The 13,964-nt window shown below is 66.0% G+C and carries 15 protein-coding genes and 1 tRNA gene; 7 read left to right on the forward strand and 9 right to left on the reverse strand.

Annotated elements, in window-relative coordinates:
* Positions 1-53 precede the first annotated feature (53 nt).
* The 3 genes from thiO (at position 54) to VF651_04545 (ending at position 1,775) form a co-directional block, all read left to right on the forward strand.
* Entirely contained in the window at positions 54-1,145 is a 1,092-nt protein-coding gene (gene thiO / locus VF651_04535) for a glycine oxidase ThiO (GenBank protein HEX7964967.1), read from the forward strand.
* Positions 1,146-1,190: 45 nt separating this feature from the next.
* Positions 1,191-1,622 carry a transcriptional repressor gene (locus VF651_04540; protein HEX7964968.1) on the forward strand — a complete coding sequence of 144 codons (432 nt, stop codon included), beginning with the start codon at positions 1,191-1,193 and terminating at the stop codon, positions 1,620-1,622.
* Positions 1,623-1,699: 77 nt separating this feature from the next.
* Positions 1,700-1,775 (forward strand) — tRNA-Thr (locus VF651_04545).
* 214 nt (positions 1,776-1,989) lie between these two features.
* Here the strand turns inward: VF651_04545 and VF651_04550 are convergent.
* The 5 genes from VF651_04550 to VF651_04570 all read right to left on the reverse strand — a co-directional run bounded on the left by VF651_04550 (position 1,990) and on the right by VF651_04570 (position 4,710).
* Entirely contained in the window at positions 1,990-2,235 is a 246-nt protein-coding gene (locus VF651_04550) for a hypothetical protein (GenBank protein HEX7964969.1), read from the reverse strand.
* Between the two features lie 36 nt (positions 2,236-2,271).
* A complete protein-coding gene (locus tag VF651_04555; GenBank protein HEX7964970.1) occupies positions 2,272-2,589 on the reverse strand; it encodes a hypothetical protein in 318 nt (105 codons plus the stop codon).
* 88 nt (positions 2,590-2,677) lie between these two features.
* Positions 2,678-3,082 (reverse strand): DUF3052 domain-containing protein, encoded by a 405-nt coding sequence (locus tag VF651_04560; GenBank protein HEX7964971.1) that lies wholly within the window; start codon positions 3,080-3,082, stop codon positions 2,678-2,680.
* Positions 3,082-4,035: an MBL fold metallo-hydrolase gene (locus tag VF651_04565; protein HEX7964972.1), complete on the reverse strand. Its 954-nt coding sequence runs from the start codon at positions 4,033-4,035 to the stop codon at positions 3,082-3,084. The genes VF651_04560 and VF651_04565 overlap by 1 nt, the downstream gene beginning before the upstream one ends.
* Positions 4,036-4,044: 9 nt before the next feature.
* A complete protein-coding gene (locus tag VF651_04570) occupies positions 4,045-4,710 on the reverse strand; it encodes a S24 family peptidase (protein HEX7964973.1) in 666 nt (221 codons plus the stop codon).
* A gap of 149 nt (positions 4,711-4,859) precedes the next feature.
* Here VF651_04570 and VF651_04575 point away from each other — a divergent pair, with 149 nt between their 5' ends.
* Both VF651_04575 and VF651_04580 read left to right on the forward strand, forming a co-directional pair.
* Positions 4,860-5,111, forward strand: a complete 252-nt coding sequence (locus VF651_04575) for a hypothetical protein (GenBank protein ID HEX7964974.1) — start codon at positions 4,860-4,862, stop codon at positions 5,109-5,111.
* Positions 5,108-5,554: a hypothetical protein gene (locus VF651_04580; GenBank protein ID HEX7964975.1), complete on the forward strand. Its 447-nt coding sequence runs from the start codon at positions 5,108-5,110 to the stop codon at positions 5,552-5,554. Before VF651_04575 ends, VF651_04580 begins: the two co-directional genes overlap by 4 nt.
* A 19-nt stretch (positions 5,555-5,573) precedes the next feature.
* Here the strand turns inward: VF651_04580 and VF651_04585 are convergent, their stop codons facing one another.
* Both VF651_04585 and VF651_04590 read right to left on the reverse strand, forming a co-directional pair.
* A complete protein-coding gene (locus tag VF651_04585) occupies positions 5,574-6,020 on the reverse strand; it encodes a MarR family transcriptional regulator (protein HEX7964976.1) in 447 nt (148 codons plus the stop codon).
* A 283-nt stretch (positions 6,021-6,303) separates the two neighbouring features.
* Positions 6,304-8,433: a TonB-dependent receptor gene (locus VF651_04590; GenBank protein HEX7964977.1), complete on the reverse strand. Its 2,130-nt coding sequence runs from the start codon at positions 8,431-8,433 to the stop codon at positions 6,304-6,306.
* Between the two features lie 175 nt (positions 8,434-8,608).
* Here VF651_04590 and VF651_04595 point away from each other — a divergent pair, with 175 nt between their 5' ends.
* Positions 8,609-9,106 carry an aspartate carbamoyltransferase gene (locus VF651_04595; GenBank protein HEX7964978.1) on the forward strand — a complete coding sequence of 166 codons (498 nt, stop codon included), beginning with the start codon at positions 8,609-8,611 and terminating at the stop codon, positions 9,104-9,106.
* Between the two features lie 20 nt (positions 9,107-9,126).
* On the opposite strand, the gene otsB is transcribed toward VF651_04595, so the two are convergent.
* Positions 9,127-9,867, reverse strand: a complete 741-nt coding sequence (otsB, locus tag VF651_04600) for a trehalose-phosphatase (GenBank protein ID HEX7964979.1) — start codon at positions 9,865-9,867, stop codon at positions 9,127-9,129.
* Positions 9,864-12,119 carry a trehalose-6-phosphate synthase gene (locus VF651_04605; GenBank protein ID HEX7964980.1) on the reverse strand — a complete coding sequence of 752 codons (2,256 nt, stop codon included), beginning with the start codon at positions 12,117-12,119 and terminating at the stop codon, positions 9,864-9,866. The genes otsB and VF651_04605 overlap by 4 nt, the downstream gene beginning before the upstream one ends.
* A 49-nt stretch (positions 12,120-12,168) precedes the next feature.
* On the opposite strand from VF651_04605, the gene VF651_04610 reads away from it, so the two are divergent.
* On the forward strand, positions 12,169-13,932 hold the full coding sequence (locus VF651_04610; protein HEX7964981.1) for a glycoside hydrolase family 15 protein: 1,764 nt from the start codon (positions 12,169-12,171) through the stop codon (positions 13,930-13,932).
* Positions 13,933-13,964 lie beyond the last annotated feature (32 nt).

Here is a 13,964-nt window from a genome sequence, read left to right on the forward strand (position 1 = left end):
GGCTTTTTCTATATACTTTGGCCCGGACTCCCGTCCCAGGGGATGAAAGGGTCATGACTCGTAAGCAGGACGTGATCATCATCGGCGCCGGTGTGGTCGGGCTGCTGTCGGCCCGGGAACTCACGCGCGCCGGGTTCGCGGTGACGGTGGTGGAGCGCGGGCTCACGGGCCGCGAGGCTTCCCGCGCGGCAGCCGGCATCCTCTCCACGTTGTTCCCCTGGCGCTCACCCAAGCCATTGGCGCTCTTGTCGCGCTGGAGCCAGTCCTCCTACGCGATGCTGGCGGACGACGTGCGCCGCGCCAGCGGCATCGATCCCGAATGGACGCCGAGCGGCCTGCTCTGCTTCGACCTGGCCGAGCGGGAAGCGGCCCAGGCCTGGGCGCAGGTGACAGGGCGCGCCATCGACTTCCTGGAAGCGCACGAGGTGAGGCGACAGGAACCGGCGCTCGCGGATCAGGCGCGGCCGGCGATCTTCCTGCCCGGCATCGCGCACATCCACATCTCCCGCTTCCTGCGCGCGCTGCGCGAGGCGCTCTTGAACGAGGGCGTGCCCATCAAGGAGGAGACCGCCGTCACGGGGCTGGTGGAAAAGAACGGAAGGATCACGGGCGTGCGCACCGAGAACGGCGAGCTGCAGGCTGAGCATGTGGTGGTGGCGGCCGGCGCCTGGAGCCAGGGACTCGCGGGCATGGCCGGCATCGAACTCCCTGTGGAACCGGTGCGCGGGCAGATCATCCAGTTCCGGGGGCCGCCGGGCCTGATCGGCCGCGTGTTGTGCCAAGGCGAACACTACCTGCTGGCGCGGCGCGCCGGCGAGATCATCGTGGGCAGCACCCGCGAGCATGTCGGCTTCGACAAGGATGTGACGGCGGAGGCGCGCGACGAGCTGACACGGGTGGCGGGCGAACTCCTGCCGGTGCTGAAGGGCGCCGAGCCCGCTCGCCAGTGGAGCGGCATCCGTCCCGGCTCGCCGGAAGGCATCCCCTACATCGGTCCGCATCCGAGGCTCGCGGGCCTGTGGTTCAACACCGGGCACTACACCAACGGCGTGACGCTGGCGCCGGGCTCGGCGCGTCTGCTCGCCGACCTGATGGCGGGACGCGCGCCCATCCTGGACCCCGTGCCGTACCGGCCGGAGCGCTGACGGCGTGGACCTGGGTATTTTTTGAGCATATACTTAGACTTAGCTATGTCCGACACCCATCGTCCCCTCAACGGCCACGCCCTCGAGCTGCATCTCAAGAAGCACGGTGTGATCCCCACGCCGCAGCGGCTGGAGATCGCCGAGGTGCTGTTCCGCCGCGCGCAGCACATGTCCGCGGACCAGATCATGGCGGCGGTGAACCGCGGCGAGAAGGCCAAGGTCTCCAAGGCCACGGTGTACAACACCCTCAAGCTGTTCTCGGACAAGGGACTGGTGCGGGAGGTGATCGTGGACCCGGCGCGGGTGTTCTACGACTCCACCACCGGCTCACACCACCATATCTACAACGTGGACAGCGGCGAGCTGCAGGACATCCCCTCCCACGAGGTGGCATTCTCCAAGCTGCCGACGCTGCCGGCGGGGATGCAGCCGGACGGCATCGAAGTCATCATGCGGGTGCGCAAGCGCCGGGATTGACCGGTGGCGGCTGGCGGGCGGATTCCCTTATAATTCGCCGCTTCTTCTGGCCCGTCGGGGCAGCAAAAAAGCTAGATGCCGGCGTAGCTCAGTTGGTAGAGCAACGCATTCGTAATGCGTGGGTCGGGGGTTCGATTCCCTCTGCCGGCACCATCTTCACGTTCTTGTCACCTGACGATTGGCAACCATCCCTGGTGCCGTGACCGGCCCGGCCGTCCTTGGCCGGTCGCTCAGGCGGACGCGAGCCATGCTCGCGTGAAAACACCGCCTTCGCCCTCTGCCGGCACCACCTTCTCTTTTCCCTCATAAATAAAAAGCACCACGGGCTTTCACCCGTGGTGCTTCGTATATCCCGTCTCGGACCGGATCAGCGGCCCGGGGCGTAGAGCGCCGGCTGCTCCAGATGGCGCACGGTGATGGACTCGGACAGGGCGTCGTCGTCCTCTTCCACGTGGGGAGCGAGTAGGTCCGTGGAACGGACCCAGCCGCGGTTCTCCACCAGGAGATGCAGATGGCCATGGTCGATGCGGGCATCCAGCGCATGAACCTCGGCCTTCGCCGCCACTCTCTCCACCAGGTTCTTGACGTCTTCTTCAATACCTGCGAAGCACATAGTTTCCACCTCTACTACTGAATCCGCCGCCGGAACTCAGGCTCCGGCGAGCACGTAATCCGCGACCTCGTTGACGATGCGGTCCGGCAGGATCGCTTCCACATCCGCGCCGGCGACTTCCAGTCTCAGGTCCTCGAGCACCGGGCGCCCGGTCAGTTCGCTGGTGCCGGGCCTGCCGAAGACATCCAGCGTGAGCCATCCCTGGGCGGCGCGACCGCACAGTTCCGGCGGGATGCGCCTTGGGCCGCCGCACTGGAGTTCGGGGTGGAAGAGCAGCAGCACCTCCACCTGGGCGAGCGGCACCGGATGTCTCGGTGCCTGGACATTGAACCGCGTCACTGCATGCATGGTCACTCCGGTATCCACCCGATTCGTACTAGGGTGAATACAGTAAAGCGGAGCGGATGCCGGCCGCCCAGCCCCCCGGAGGGGCTGGACAAACTCAGCGCAGCGTCTTGCGGATGACGAGCTTGAGGCCGGACCAGACCTCGTCCACGGCACAGACCTTCACGTCCACGAGCCCCAAAGGCAGCGCCAGCTTGCGCACCACGTCTTCGGTCAGGTCGGTCTCGACCTTGGAGGCCTGCTTGGGCCATGAGATCCAGATGGTGCCGTCGCGCTGGATGGCAGACAGGAGACGGGGAAGGGCGGCAGCGAGCTCCGCCTTGCGCCGGGTGAAGAAATGGATGAGGTCGAGACCCTTGCCCGCGCGGCCCATGAGCTTGACGCCCTCCGGCAGGGGCGCGAGGAGACGCGGGTAGTCCTTGGGCGCACCCTTGGCCCAGACGCGGTGGCCTGGCTTGATGCCGAGTTTCATCGCGAGGGGCGTTCCGGAGTAGCCGACCATCAGGGCTGTTCCAGCCCGCGCGATTCTCCCTGGCGCATGACCCAGAAATCGTCGGCGCCGAGATCGCTCTCCCGCAGCGCGCGCCGCAGGATATCCACGGGCTCTTCCAGGCCATCGTCCGCAAGCTCGAAGGTGCCCCAGTGGATGGCGAGGGAGCGGCGCACGCCGAGCTCTCGGTGCAGCCGCACGGCTTCTGGCGGATCCACATGCTGGGGCCGCATGAACCAACGGGGGGCGAAGGCGCCGATGGGCAGGGCCGCGAGGTCAGGGGGACCCAAGCGGCTCGCGATCTCCTGCAGGCGCGGGGTGTAGCCGGTGTCGCCGGAGAAATAGAAGCTGAGGCCCGCGGCCTTCACCACCCAGCCGCACCAGAGGGTGCGGTTCCGGTCGAAAGGGGTGCGCGCGCTCCAGTGCTGGGCGGGGACGCAATGGACCTCAAGATCCCCGTGGCCGTGCTTCTCCCACCAGCCCAGCTCGTGGACGTGACGGATGCCGCGGCGCTCGAACCAGGGCTTGAGGCCCCTGGGGGCGTAGCAGACGAGGTCAGGGTTGGCCCGGTGCAGCGCACGGATGCTGCGGTCGTCCAAGTGGTCGTAGTGGTTGTGGGAGATGAACACCACGTCCACCTTGGGCAACCCGCCGGCCTGCGCCGGCGCGGGCACGAGGCGCTTGGGGCCCATGAAGGAGAAAGGCGAGGCACGCTCGCTCAGGTGCGGATCGGTGATGATGTGCAGCCCACCCAGGCGCAGCAACACGGTGGCATGCCCCAGCCACCAGGTGCGCGGTCCGGGATCCGGCGTGAAATCCGGTGGCACGCACCAGCGCTCGGCGAAGGCCTGGTAGCCCCCTGGGGGCGGCTGGGGGACACCGGCGAGGTATTTCTCAAGGCGCCAGCGTAAGAGGCCCTTGCCGATGGGCATGTGCGGATCGAGGTTCGTGTAGGTCTTGCCCACGCGTGCGGCTCAGTCCTCGTCGATGATGGTCTGCACCACCACGCCGCAGAAGCTGGCTTTGCGGTCCACCTTCATGATGGGGTAACGCGGGTTGAGGGGCTTCAGGTAACGCACGCCGCCCTCGACGACGAGCTGCTTGAAGGTGGCCTGCTTGGAATCCTCCAGACGCACGATCACCGGACTGCCGTGGATCGCCTCCCGGTCCGGGTCCACGATGATGATGGAACCCTGCGGGTAGGTAGGACGGCCGTTGGGGTTCTCCATGCTGTCACCCACGACGCGTAGCGCGTAAGCGCGCGAGCCGACCTTGCGGGTGGTGTACACCGACTTCTCCCCCTCGCCGGGCCGATAGATGTCGACCACGTCATTCCATTGACCGGCCTGCACCCAGGAGATGAGCGGCAGGTTGAAGAGCCCGGGGCCCGGGCGGGTGTTGTCGGCGGTCTTGCGGCCGCCCTTGACGCGCATGTTGCCGGCGCCGGTGGCGATCCACTCGGCGGAGAACCCCGTGAAGTTCTGCATCGCGAACAGGTTGGCGGGGCGCAGGTTCTTGATGTCGCCATTCTCCCATTGGGATACGGCGGCCTTGGACACGCCGAGGTGGCGCCCGAACGCCTCCTGAGACAGCTCGAGCTCCTCGCGGATGAAGTGGATGCGGTCGCCGGGTGTCTTCATGGTTAAGTTCACTTTACCACATGATTAGCATGCTTGACAACGTGTGTTCAGTATGCTTTACTCTCACCACGCCCCGATCTCTGCGCCACCTGCCCTCGGGCAGGGCGGGCAGCTATTGGGAAAAGGGAACCCAAGCGAGGATGGAAGCCATGAGCGCATACGTGGAAGTGGTGAGCAAAAGGGAACTGGCGGTGAAGATCCATTACTGGGCGCAGGACATCCTGCGGAATAACGCGACCTGCGGCCTGGGCAAGACGCCGGAGGGCAAATACCAGGTGGTGTGGCCGGGGCTGATCAACCAGTGGATATTCTGCCCGGAGGAGCATGGCCAGTACCTGGGCACGCTGGACCGGCACAGCGGGACCGCGGACGTGGAGCACATGCTGGAGGGCGAGCAGTGAGGCGCCGGCGGCGCTACGCGCGCGAGCGGCACCTGTTCGACGTCTGGGCGCGCTGGTGCGAGCGGCAGTGGGACGAGTCGCTGGGTTTGCCGCGGGTGACATGGCTGGCGAAGCTCATGCAGTACGGTGAGCGCATGGGCGTGATGCATGCGGCGAGCGAGCACCTGCCGCCGGACCACTCGGATGCGGAGTCGGTGGAGCAGTACATGCATTGGCTGAAGGGCGCCTGCCCGCCGATGCATGCGGCGTTGATGGCGAGGCACCGTGGCATCTGCCTGGAGCGCAAGGCGGCGGTGTCCGGCGTGAAGCAGGGAGCGGAACGGTACTATGCCGCCTGCCTGCTGGCGGACGGCTCAGCGGCCGGTGTGCAGCGTTTCCGGCGCCTGTGCGAGCAGGGTTACCGTCTCTACCAGGATGGTGCGGGCCGGCCCAAGGCGGCCTGACGGCCGCCCGGGGGCTGGGTCACTTGAAGATGCGGCGGATCTCGGGCTTGATGCGCGCGAGCTCCTCGCCGTGGGCCTGGGCCAGGGCCTCGAGGGTGCTCTCGCCCTCATCGGTGAGACGCAGGTGCGCGACGCGGCGGTCACGCTGCGAGCGCACGCGCTGCACGAGACCGTGCGCCTCGAGGCGGTTGATGAGGCCCACTGCGCTGTTGTGGCGCACGCCGAGGTAGGCGGCGAGGCCGTTCATGCTGAGACCCTCGGGCTCGTCGCTGACGCGGATCGCGAGCAGGGTCTGGTACTGCATGGACGTGACATCGTGGCGCTTGAGGATGTCCTTGCTGCCGGACATGAAGTCGCGCAGCGCGGCACGCCAGTCGGCGACCAGGCGGAAGACTTCCGGGACTTCGGTAGAAGCCGGGTGGACTGAGGGCGGTGCGGATGTAGTCTGATTTTTGGCCATATCCATCATCACTGGAACCTCCACTGTTCGTAGGATAGACCCGTACGACATAAAAAAACAGGTTAGATACATTACGTTACAGGCCATCACTACCTAGAACGCCGGATGCGACACATCCGTTGACGTGTGTGCACGGGATGATGGAATCGTGGACGAAAAGGTCTGTCGCCACAATCAAGTAAAGCCCGGCGGCACCGCAACGGGATGCATACGGGATGTGACGGAATCTAAAACGCGAAAAAGCATGCTTCCGGGCGGGGGCCACCGCCCGGAAGCATGCCGAGACCGATCAGAAGCCGAAGCTGGCGCTCAACTCGATGAAGCGCGCGGGCAAGAGATAGGACTGGCTGTCGCCGAGCTCGCTGTTGGAGACGGGGTCGCGACGATCGTTGAGATTGCGGCCCTGCAGGTTGAGGCTCCAGGTGTCGAAACGGTAGCCCACGCCGGCGTCGAAGGTGGTGTACGCGGGCGTCGAGACGCTGTTCTCCGGGTCGAAGTAACGGCTGCCCACGTAGCGCAGCACCGCGTTGGCGGTGAAGCCGCGTGCCGGCATGTAGAACAGGCCGGTGGAGAAGAGGTCCATGGGCGAGAGCTCGAGGCGATTGCCCGCGTCCTGCACCAGGCCCGCGGGCGTGCCGTCAGTGTCATGCAGGAAGTCGCGGTAAGCGGCCTTGTGGTAGCTGTAGGCCACCTGCCAGCGCCAGTCGTCGGCGATGCGCCAGTCGGCCTCGAGTTCCACGCCCTCGAAGCGCTGCTTGCCGCCGTTGGCGATGCCGGGTGTGCCGCCGTTGTTCACCGCGACCACGGTGTTGTTCATGTCGGTGAGGAAGGTGCTCGCCTCCCAGTCGAGGGCGCCCTGCATGAGGGTCCCCTTCACGCCGAACTCATAGGCCTGGGCGGTCTCGGGCTCGAGGATGTCCGGCTCCGCCTCGGGGCCGAAGTCGATGGCGGCAGGCTTGTAGGTGTTGCGGTAGTTGCCGTAGATCACCATGTCGTCGGCGCCGTCGGTCCAGGCCTCGTAGCTCAGGGCGAGCAGGCCGGAGAAGCGCGTGTCGCTGCGGTGGTCGCCGTCGAGTTCCGCGTCCTCGGCGGGATCGGAGGGCAGGAATGCGGTATCAGTGCTTTCCACGTCGTGGTTGAGCTGCAGGCCGAACTGGAAGTCCCACTTCGGTGCGAAGGCCCAGTCCATGCTCGTATACAGGCCGCTGAAGGTCCGCCGGTCCGAGAGGCGGGTGCGCTCGTCCACCGGCACGGAGGTGCTGGGGGGTGGGTTGGCGCCATCGAGATGTACGAAGTACTCGAAGTTGGAGCTGGCCTGGGAGCCGGAACCCTGTAGCAGGCTGAAGCCGGTGACGACGTGCATATCGTCCTGCACCGGGAAGGTGAGGTGGCTGTCGAAGTAGATGTCGGTGCGGTCCTGGGTCTGGTTGAAGCCGTCCGCATTCGGCGCACCGGTGTCGGTGAGCGAGTCGGAGCGCAGGAAGCCGCGGATGTTGCGCTGGTGGGTGAACACGGTGGACAGCACGGTGCTCCACTCGGCCCACTTGAGGTCCGCGTCGTCGGCGAGAGTCAGGCCGACCCGGTCTTCGTCCATGCGCGCGTCGCTGGGATTGTTGTTGCTGTCCTCCGGCACGAGCGGCGTGAGCTCGGTGTCGCCGGGGGCGAGCGGGCGCGGGCTGGCGGGGTCCTGGCGGATGGACAGGCCGTCCACGTCCAGCCTGAACTCCCCGCTGGCGGTGGTGACGGAGTTGCGCAGCAGGACGTGGGAACGGCCCCACTCGGCCCGGTCGTCCGAGAAACCCTGCTTGGTGTAGTCGGCGATCAGCGACTGTTCGATGGCTCCATCCTGGGTCAGGGGCAGGGTGACGCCGACACTATGGCTGCCGTAGGAGCCGACCGAGACGCGGGCCTGGCTGCCGGGTGCGCCGGCCTTGATGTGGATGACGTTGATGACGCCGACGAAGGAGGTGGCGCCGTACTTGACCGGGGCCGAACCGCGGATCACCTCGATGCGGTCCACGCCGGTCAGGTCCACGGTAGCGAGGTCCGGGTTGAAGGCGCCGCCCACCGGCACGCCGTCCACCAGCAGCAGGAAGGCATCGAACTCGGCGAGGCCCTGGAACTGGGGCACGGAGGCCGTCGGGCCGTTGTCGCCGCCAGGACCGATGTCCACGCCGGCGGTGAGGGCAAGGGCGCTGCGCAGGTCGACGGCGCCCAGGGCCACGAGCTGGTCATGGGTGATGACGTCGATGCTCTGGGGCACGGTGCCAAGGTGCTCCGGCATGGGCGTGGCGGTGACCTCGATGGCTCCCAGGGACTGGGTACCCTCCGGAGCCTGGTCGTCTGACCAGGCGAGGGGACTCACGGCGAGGCCCGTGACGAGGCAAGCCAGGGTCAGGCGTGGGAAGCGGATATCCATGAACCGTTCCTTTTATCTTTAAATAAGGGGAGGGCACGAGGGCGCCGCCAAATCCGATTTGACGATGCGTCCGCGGCGAAGTTCCGGTTAAAAACCCATCCGGATGCAAAGTACGCGCATTATAGTAGAAGCACCGCAAGAAACAGGCAGTCGGGGACTGCCGGAGGATAGGAGGATGGCAAGCCACAAGGCATGGAAGGCCGGCGTGCTCGTGACGCTGATGGCGGTCACCGCCGTAGTACAGGCCGATCCCACGGCGCGGCAGAAGGAAGTGGCGCAGAAGGGTGGGATGGTGATGCCCTTCGACCTGCATAACTCAACGCACATCTTCATGAAGAGCGGCGACGGCGGCACCCAGCAGGTGCTGGCGAAGGACCCGACGGACCTAAAGCTCATCCAGCAGATCCGCATCCACCTCGGCATGGAGGCGGAACGTTTCAGCAGGGGCGACTTCACCGACCCCATGCGCATCCATGGCGCGGACATGCCGGGATTGAGCTACCTGCGATATCTCAAGCCCGGACAGGTGCAGGTGAAATACCACGACCTGCCGAACGGCGCCGAGATCCAGTACAGCGGCCGCGACAAGGCGGCGGTGGACGCGCTGCACCAGTGGTTCGATGCCCAGCTCAGCGACCACGGACAGGATGCGACCGACCAGCCCCCGGGCTGACGTCCCTTGCGTCGCAGGGATCAGTGGGACGCGGCCAGTATGGCGCTGAAGACGCCGTCTACCTCGTCCTGGCTTTCCACATAGAACGCAGCGCTGGAGTCCGGCTTGTTGCCCACGCGGATCCCGAGCACCTGATCGGGGCGGTTCAGGCTGAAGATATCCTCGTCGGTCTCGTCGTCCCCGATGTAGATGGCGCGCGCGCATCCAACCCGGGCACAAGCCACCAGCAGCGCCGAGCCTTTGTTCGGAGCCTCGTGGAGCAACACATTGACCACCGCCTTGCCGGGGACAACACGGGCGCCAGGCAGGCGTGACACGGCCCGCATCACGAGATCACGCGCCACCGTCCAATCCGGGCTGCTGCGGTAGTGGATCGCCAACGAATAACGCTTGTCCTCTACGCTGATTCCCGGTGACGCTGCCAGCTGGCTGGCCAGCTGATCGCGCCAGGACGCGACCCGGCTTTCCAGAAAGCGAGACACGACGCTGGCACCTTCGGCGCCATGGTTTCCGATGATCTCGACCGGCAGGTCGGAGAGCAGGCGACGTGCATCGGCGACAGCCCGGCCGGTGATGACCACGGTCGGGTAGCGGGACGCCGCCCGCTCCAGGCAGGCACGGGTGTGCGAGGGGATCCTCGCTTCATCGGGATTGGCGGTGATTGGAGCCAGGGTACCGTCATAGTCGAGACCCAGCAGGGTCCCGGGACCGCTGAAGCGTCCGAGCTCAGCCATGCCCGCAGGTGAGAACAGATGCATCATGTTAGCCCGCGCTCTTCGATGTCATTGATGGAAAGTATGCCCGCCAGCCGCTCTCGCTGGCGCAGGCGGCTCGCGTCGAGCAGCATGCGCCCGGCCCAACGGTAGATGTTGTATTCAGAGACGAGGGCCCGCATCGAACGTATGCGCGCGGCCTGCTCATCCGCTGACATGTCGAGGGCGGTGGCGAGCGCCGTGCCCGCTTCCTCGATATCATAAGGATTCACGATCAGCGCCTCGGTGAGCTCACGGGCGGCTCCGGTGAACCGGGAGAGGATGAGCACGCCGCGCTCGTCGTCCCGGGCCGCCACGAACTCTTTGGCCACGAGGTTCATGCCATCGTGCAGGCTGCTCACATAGCATAGGTCGGCAGCACGGTAGTAACGGAACACCTCGGAGGGCTCGGTATGCCGGCGGACCAGCAAGATCGGGCGCCAGGAGTCCCGCGCGAAGCGCGCGTTGATGCGCTCGGCCAGCGCCTCGACGTCCGTGTTCAGCCGGCTATAGCGCTCGATCAGCGTGCGGCTGGGTGAGGCGACTTGCAGGAAGGTAAAGCGATCGTGCAGGTCAGGGCGCCGTTCCAGCAGCCGCTCCACCGCCAATAGCCGTTCTTCGATTCCCTTGGTGTAGTCGAGCCGGTCGATGCCGACGCCGAGCAGGCCATCCTCAGGCAGACCCAGCTCCCGGAACAGGGCACGACGGCATTCCGCCGCGGGCGGCGCATCCTTGAGCCAGTGGTTGGGCCATTCCACCGAAATCGGATAGCCGCGTACCAGGGTACGACGACCCTCGCGGACCACGGCAAGATCCTCACGATCTAGCCGCGCCTCGAGGAACCGGTCGGCCGCTTCCATGAAGTTGTTGCAGTGAAAGCGGGTATGGAACCCGAGGATGCTGCTGCCCAGCAGGCCTTCGATAAGCTCGTTGTGCCACGGGCAGATGCTGATCTGCTCGGCGTTCGGCCAGGGTATGTGCCAGAACGTGAGGATGGTGGCGCGCGGGAGGCGCTCGCGCAGCATGCGCGGCAGCAAGGCGAAATGGTAGTCCTGCACCAGGATCACCGGATCGTCCGTATCGGCTTCCTCACAGACCGCGTCGGCGAACAGGCGGTTGACCTCGCGGTAACTGCTCCAATCCTCCTCCCGGAACGTCGGCCGGTTGTGGGCCACGTGGCATAGCGGCCACAGACCCTCGTTGGAGAAGCCGTAGTAGTAGCCCCGCTCCTGCTCGGGGGTCAGCCACAGGCGCCGGACCATATAGGACTCCTCGCCGGGCGGCACGCGCACATGCCCTTGGCGGTCGGCGGTCTCGCGATCCGCGGAGCCCGCGCCGTGCGCGATCCAGACACCGGAGCAGGCGCGCATCACGGGCTCCAAGGCAGTCACCAGGCCGCTGGCGGGATGCAGCACGCGCACCTCACCGTCCGGGCCGCGCTCGTGGATATAAGGTTCGCGGTTCGCGACCACGATCAGCCGCTCGCCATGCAGATGGCGGTTGAGCGTGAGCTTGAGACGCTGCGGCGTCCATACACCGCCCTGCAACTCCGCCTGCTCCTCCGTCGCCAGGCGCTGCAGGAGGTCGCGCATGTCCCGTATCAGCGGCAGGAAGTCGCGGCGCACGGACGGTTCCTTGCCTTGGGCGATGCGGCGGAGTCCTTCACTCCAGCTGTGCCATGAGAGGCGCACCGCGAACAGCGTCACCAGGGCAGCCAGCAGGGCGAGCAAGGCGAACGAGCCCAGCAGGAAGGTCTGGGTGAGTGCTTCGCGGCGCTGTGCAAAGCTCAGGTCCTGTACCAGCACCACGAAGCCGAGCAGGGCGGAGTCGTCCACCAGTGGGAAGGCGCTGACGTGCACGGCACCACCCGGCAGGTCCGAGGTGGCGTGCCATGCGCGCCAGTCTTCCGCAGGCGTTGCGGCCGTGGGCCTGAGCTTGGTGCCGACCTCAGCGCACGAAAAGCGGGCAGGAAAGTTCGGTGTGCTGGCCCGGGGACGCAAGTCCGGCCCGCAGACGTCGACCGCCATGACGCGCTCATCCCGGGTGATGTCCTGGAGAAGCGCGCGCAGGGCGCGCAGGTCATTGCGCCGCAGCTGGTCGATGAGAGCGGGGCGGGCACCGGTCATGGCCAGCTCGGCGCGCAGAGCTACGTCCCGGTCGAACCATTGGTGCGCCGTGCGGTTCACCACCCACGCACCCGTGGCGCTGAGGAGCGCAAGCCCCGTCAGCGTGGCAACGGTGAAACGCAGGCGTGGACTCAAGACATCCTCCGATGATGTCAGCACAGCCACGATTTGCTACCGTTACGCTATGCGACTTGAAGATCTGGGACTGATTGGCAACTGCCAATTTGCCGCGCTCGTGGAGAGCAGCGGCAACGTGGTGTGGTGCTGCCTGCCCAGATTCGATTCCGAGCCGGTATTCGGCTCATTGCTTGACGGGTCCGGCGGTCAATTCAGCGTGAATCCACCGGAAAAAATAGCCGGAAAACAGTGCTACGCGGAGAATTCTAACATACTGCAAACGGCGTTCGAAACCTCCGAGGGCGTGTTCCGCGTCACCGACTTCGCGCCGCGCTTCCAACGCAACGGGCAGATGTTCCGTCCCACACAGCTGGTGCGGATCGTGGAGCCGCTGCACGGCACGCCGCAGGTCTCGGTACGCTGCGAACCAACGCTGGGTTGGTCGAAGCTGACACCAGCACGCCAGCAGCGGCCCCATGGCATTGAATACCGTGGCTATTCCGCGCAATTGCATCTGGACACCGATATACCCGTCGAGTGCCTCACCGGCAAGCCTTTCCTCCTGACGGAGCGCAAGCATCTACTGCTGACATGGGGTGAACCATGCGCGGGCCCCCCGGCCCAGGTATGCCATGAGCTGCATGCAGAGACGCTGCGCTACTGGCAGCGCTGGGTGAAGCATTGCAACATCCCCACGCGCTATCAGCGCGAGGTGATACGGTCGGCGCTGGCACTGAAGCTGCACTGCTTCGAGGACACAGGCGCAATCGTGGCGGCCGTCACCACTTCCGTCCCCGAGTCGGCCGGCAGCGGACGGACCTGGGACTATCGCTATTGCTGGCTGAGGGATGCGTACTACGTGATGGATGCGTTGCGCCTGCTCGGCCATTTCGAAGAGCGGGAACACTTCATCCAATACCTGCTCAAGGTCAGCGCGAACGCGCCAGAGCTGGACCTCAACCCGCTGTACCGCGTGGATGGTGGTTCGGACCTGGAAGAAAGGATCATGGACAACTGGGCCGGCTTCAACGGCGACGGACCGGTACGCGTCGGGAACGCCGCGGCACGGCATCGCCAGCATGACGTCTTCGGCGAGCTGGTGCTGGCCATGAGTCCGATATTCCTGGACGAGCGCTTCAGCCAGGAGCGCTCGCCGGCAACCCTCGACCTGCTGGAGCGACTCACGCAGAAAGCAATCTCAGTGGCCGGCACACCATGCGCAGGCATCTGGGAAGTGCGCAAGCAGTGGGAGCCGCAGACTTTCTCGTCACTCATGTGCTGGGCGGCAGCGAACCGGATGGCGCGCATCGAATCAGCGCTCGGCACTGGTAGGGCCGAGGGGTACCGCCAGGCCGCCGCGGGATTGCACGGGCAGATAACGACAAACGGGTGGAGCGGGGAAATCAACGCGTTCGCCGGCAGCTATGGAGGTCGGCAACTCGACGCAGCGCTGCTACAGATGGCGCCGCTGCGGTTCCTCCCGGCAGACGATCCGCGCCTGGTGCAGACGGTGGATGCCATACATGCCGGCCTGATGCGTGACGGCTGGCTGATGCGGTACCGCGACGACGACGGATTGGGCGTGCCGTCCGTCGCGTTCGTGATCTGCACCTTCTGGCTGGTGGAGGCGTTGGTGGCGACCGGACGCAGCGCCGAAGCGCGGGGAATCATGGACCGGGTGCACGAAGTGCTTTCGCCGCTCGGCCTGATGGCGGAAGATTGCGATGTGGCCGGCCGGCGCCTATGGGGGAACTTCCCGCAGGCCTACTCGCACGTAGGTCTGATCCGCGCCGCATTCGCGGCTTCCCCGCACTGGTCGGAGCTGCTCTAGCCGGGGGGGGGGGGGGGGGGTGGGGCTTGCGG

The sequence above is a fragment of the Gammaproteobacteria bacterium genome (genome assembly GCA_036383255.1).
Classification (GTDB): Bacteria; Pseudomonadota; Gammaproteobacteria; order Natronospirales; family REEB76; genus DASUBN01.

Bases quoted from the DNA above. Each gene is read 5' to 3' on its own strand.
- thiO (HEX7964967.1), top strand. From the start codon at position 54: ATGACTCGTAAGCAGGACGTGATCATCATCGGCGCCGGTGTGGTCGGG.
- VF651_04540 (HEX7964968.1), top strand. From the start codon at position 1,191: ATGTCCGACACCCATCGTCCCCTCAACGGCCACGCCCTCGAGCTGCAT.
- VF651_04550 (HEX7964969.1), bottom strand. From the start codon at position 2,235: ATGTGCTTCGCAGGTATTGAAGAAGACGTCAAGAACCTGGTGGAGAGA.
- VF651_04560 (HEX7964971.1), bottom strand. From the start codon at position 3,082: ATGGTCGGCTACTCCGGAACGCCCCTCGCGATGAAACTCGGCATCAAG.
- VF651_04570 (HEX7964973.1), bottom strand. From the start codon at position 4,710: ATGAAGACACCCGGCGACCGCATCCACTTCATCCGCGAGGAGCTCGAG.
- VF651_04575 (HEX7964974.1), top strand. From the start codon at position 4,860: ATGAGCGCATACGTGGAAGTGGTGAGCAAAAGGGAACTGGCGGTGAAG.
- VF651_04585 (HEX7964976.1), bottom strand. From the start codon at position 6,020: ATGGATATGGCCAAAAATCAGACTACATCCGCACCGCCCTCAGTCCAC.
- VF651_04590 (HEX7964977.1), bottom strand. From the start codon at position 8,433: ATGGATATCCGCTTCCCACGCCTGACCCTGGCTTGCCTCGTCACGGGC.
- VF651_04595 (HEX7964978.1), top strand. From the start codon at position 8,609: ATGGCAAGCCACAAGGCATGGAAGGCCGGCGTGCTCGTGACGCTGATG.
- otsB (HEX7964979.1), bottom strand. From the start codon at position 9,867: ATGATGCATCTGTTCTCACCTGCGGGCATGGCTGAGCTCGGACGCTTC.
- VF651_04610 (HEX7964981.1), top strand. From the start codon at position 12,169: ATGCGACTTGAAGATCTGGGACTGATTGGCAACTGCCAATTTGCCGCG.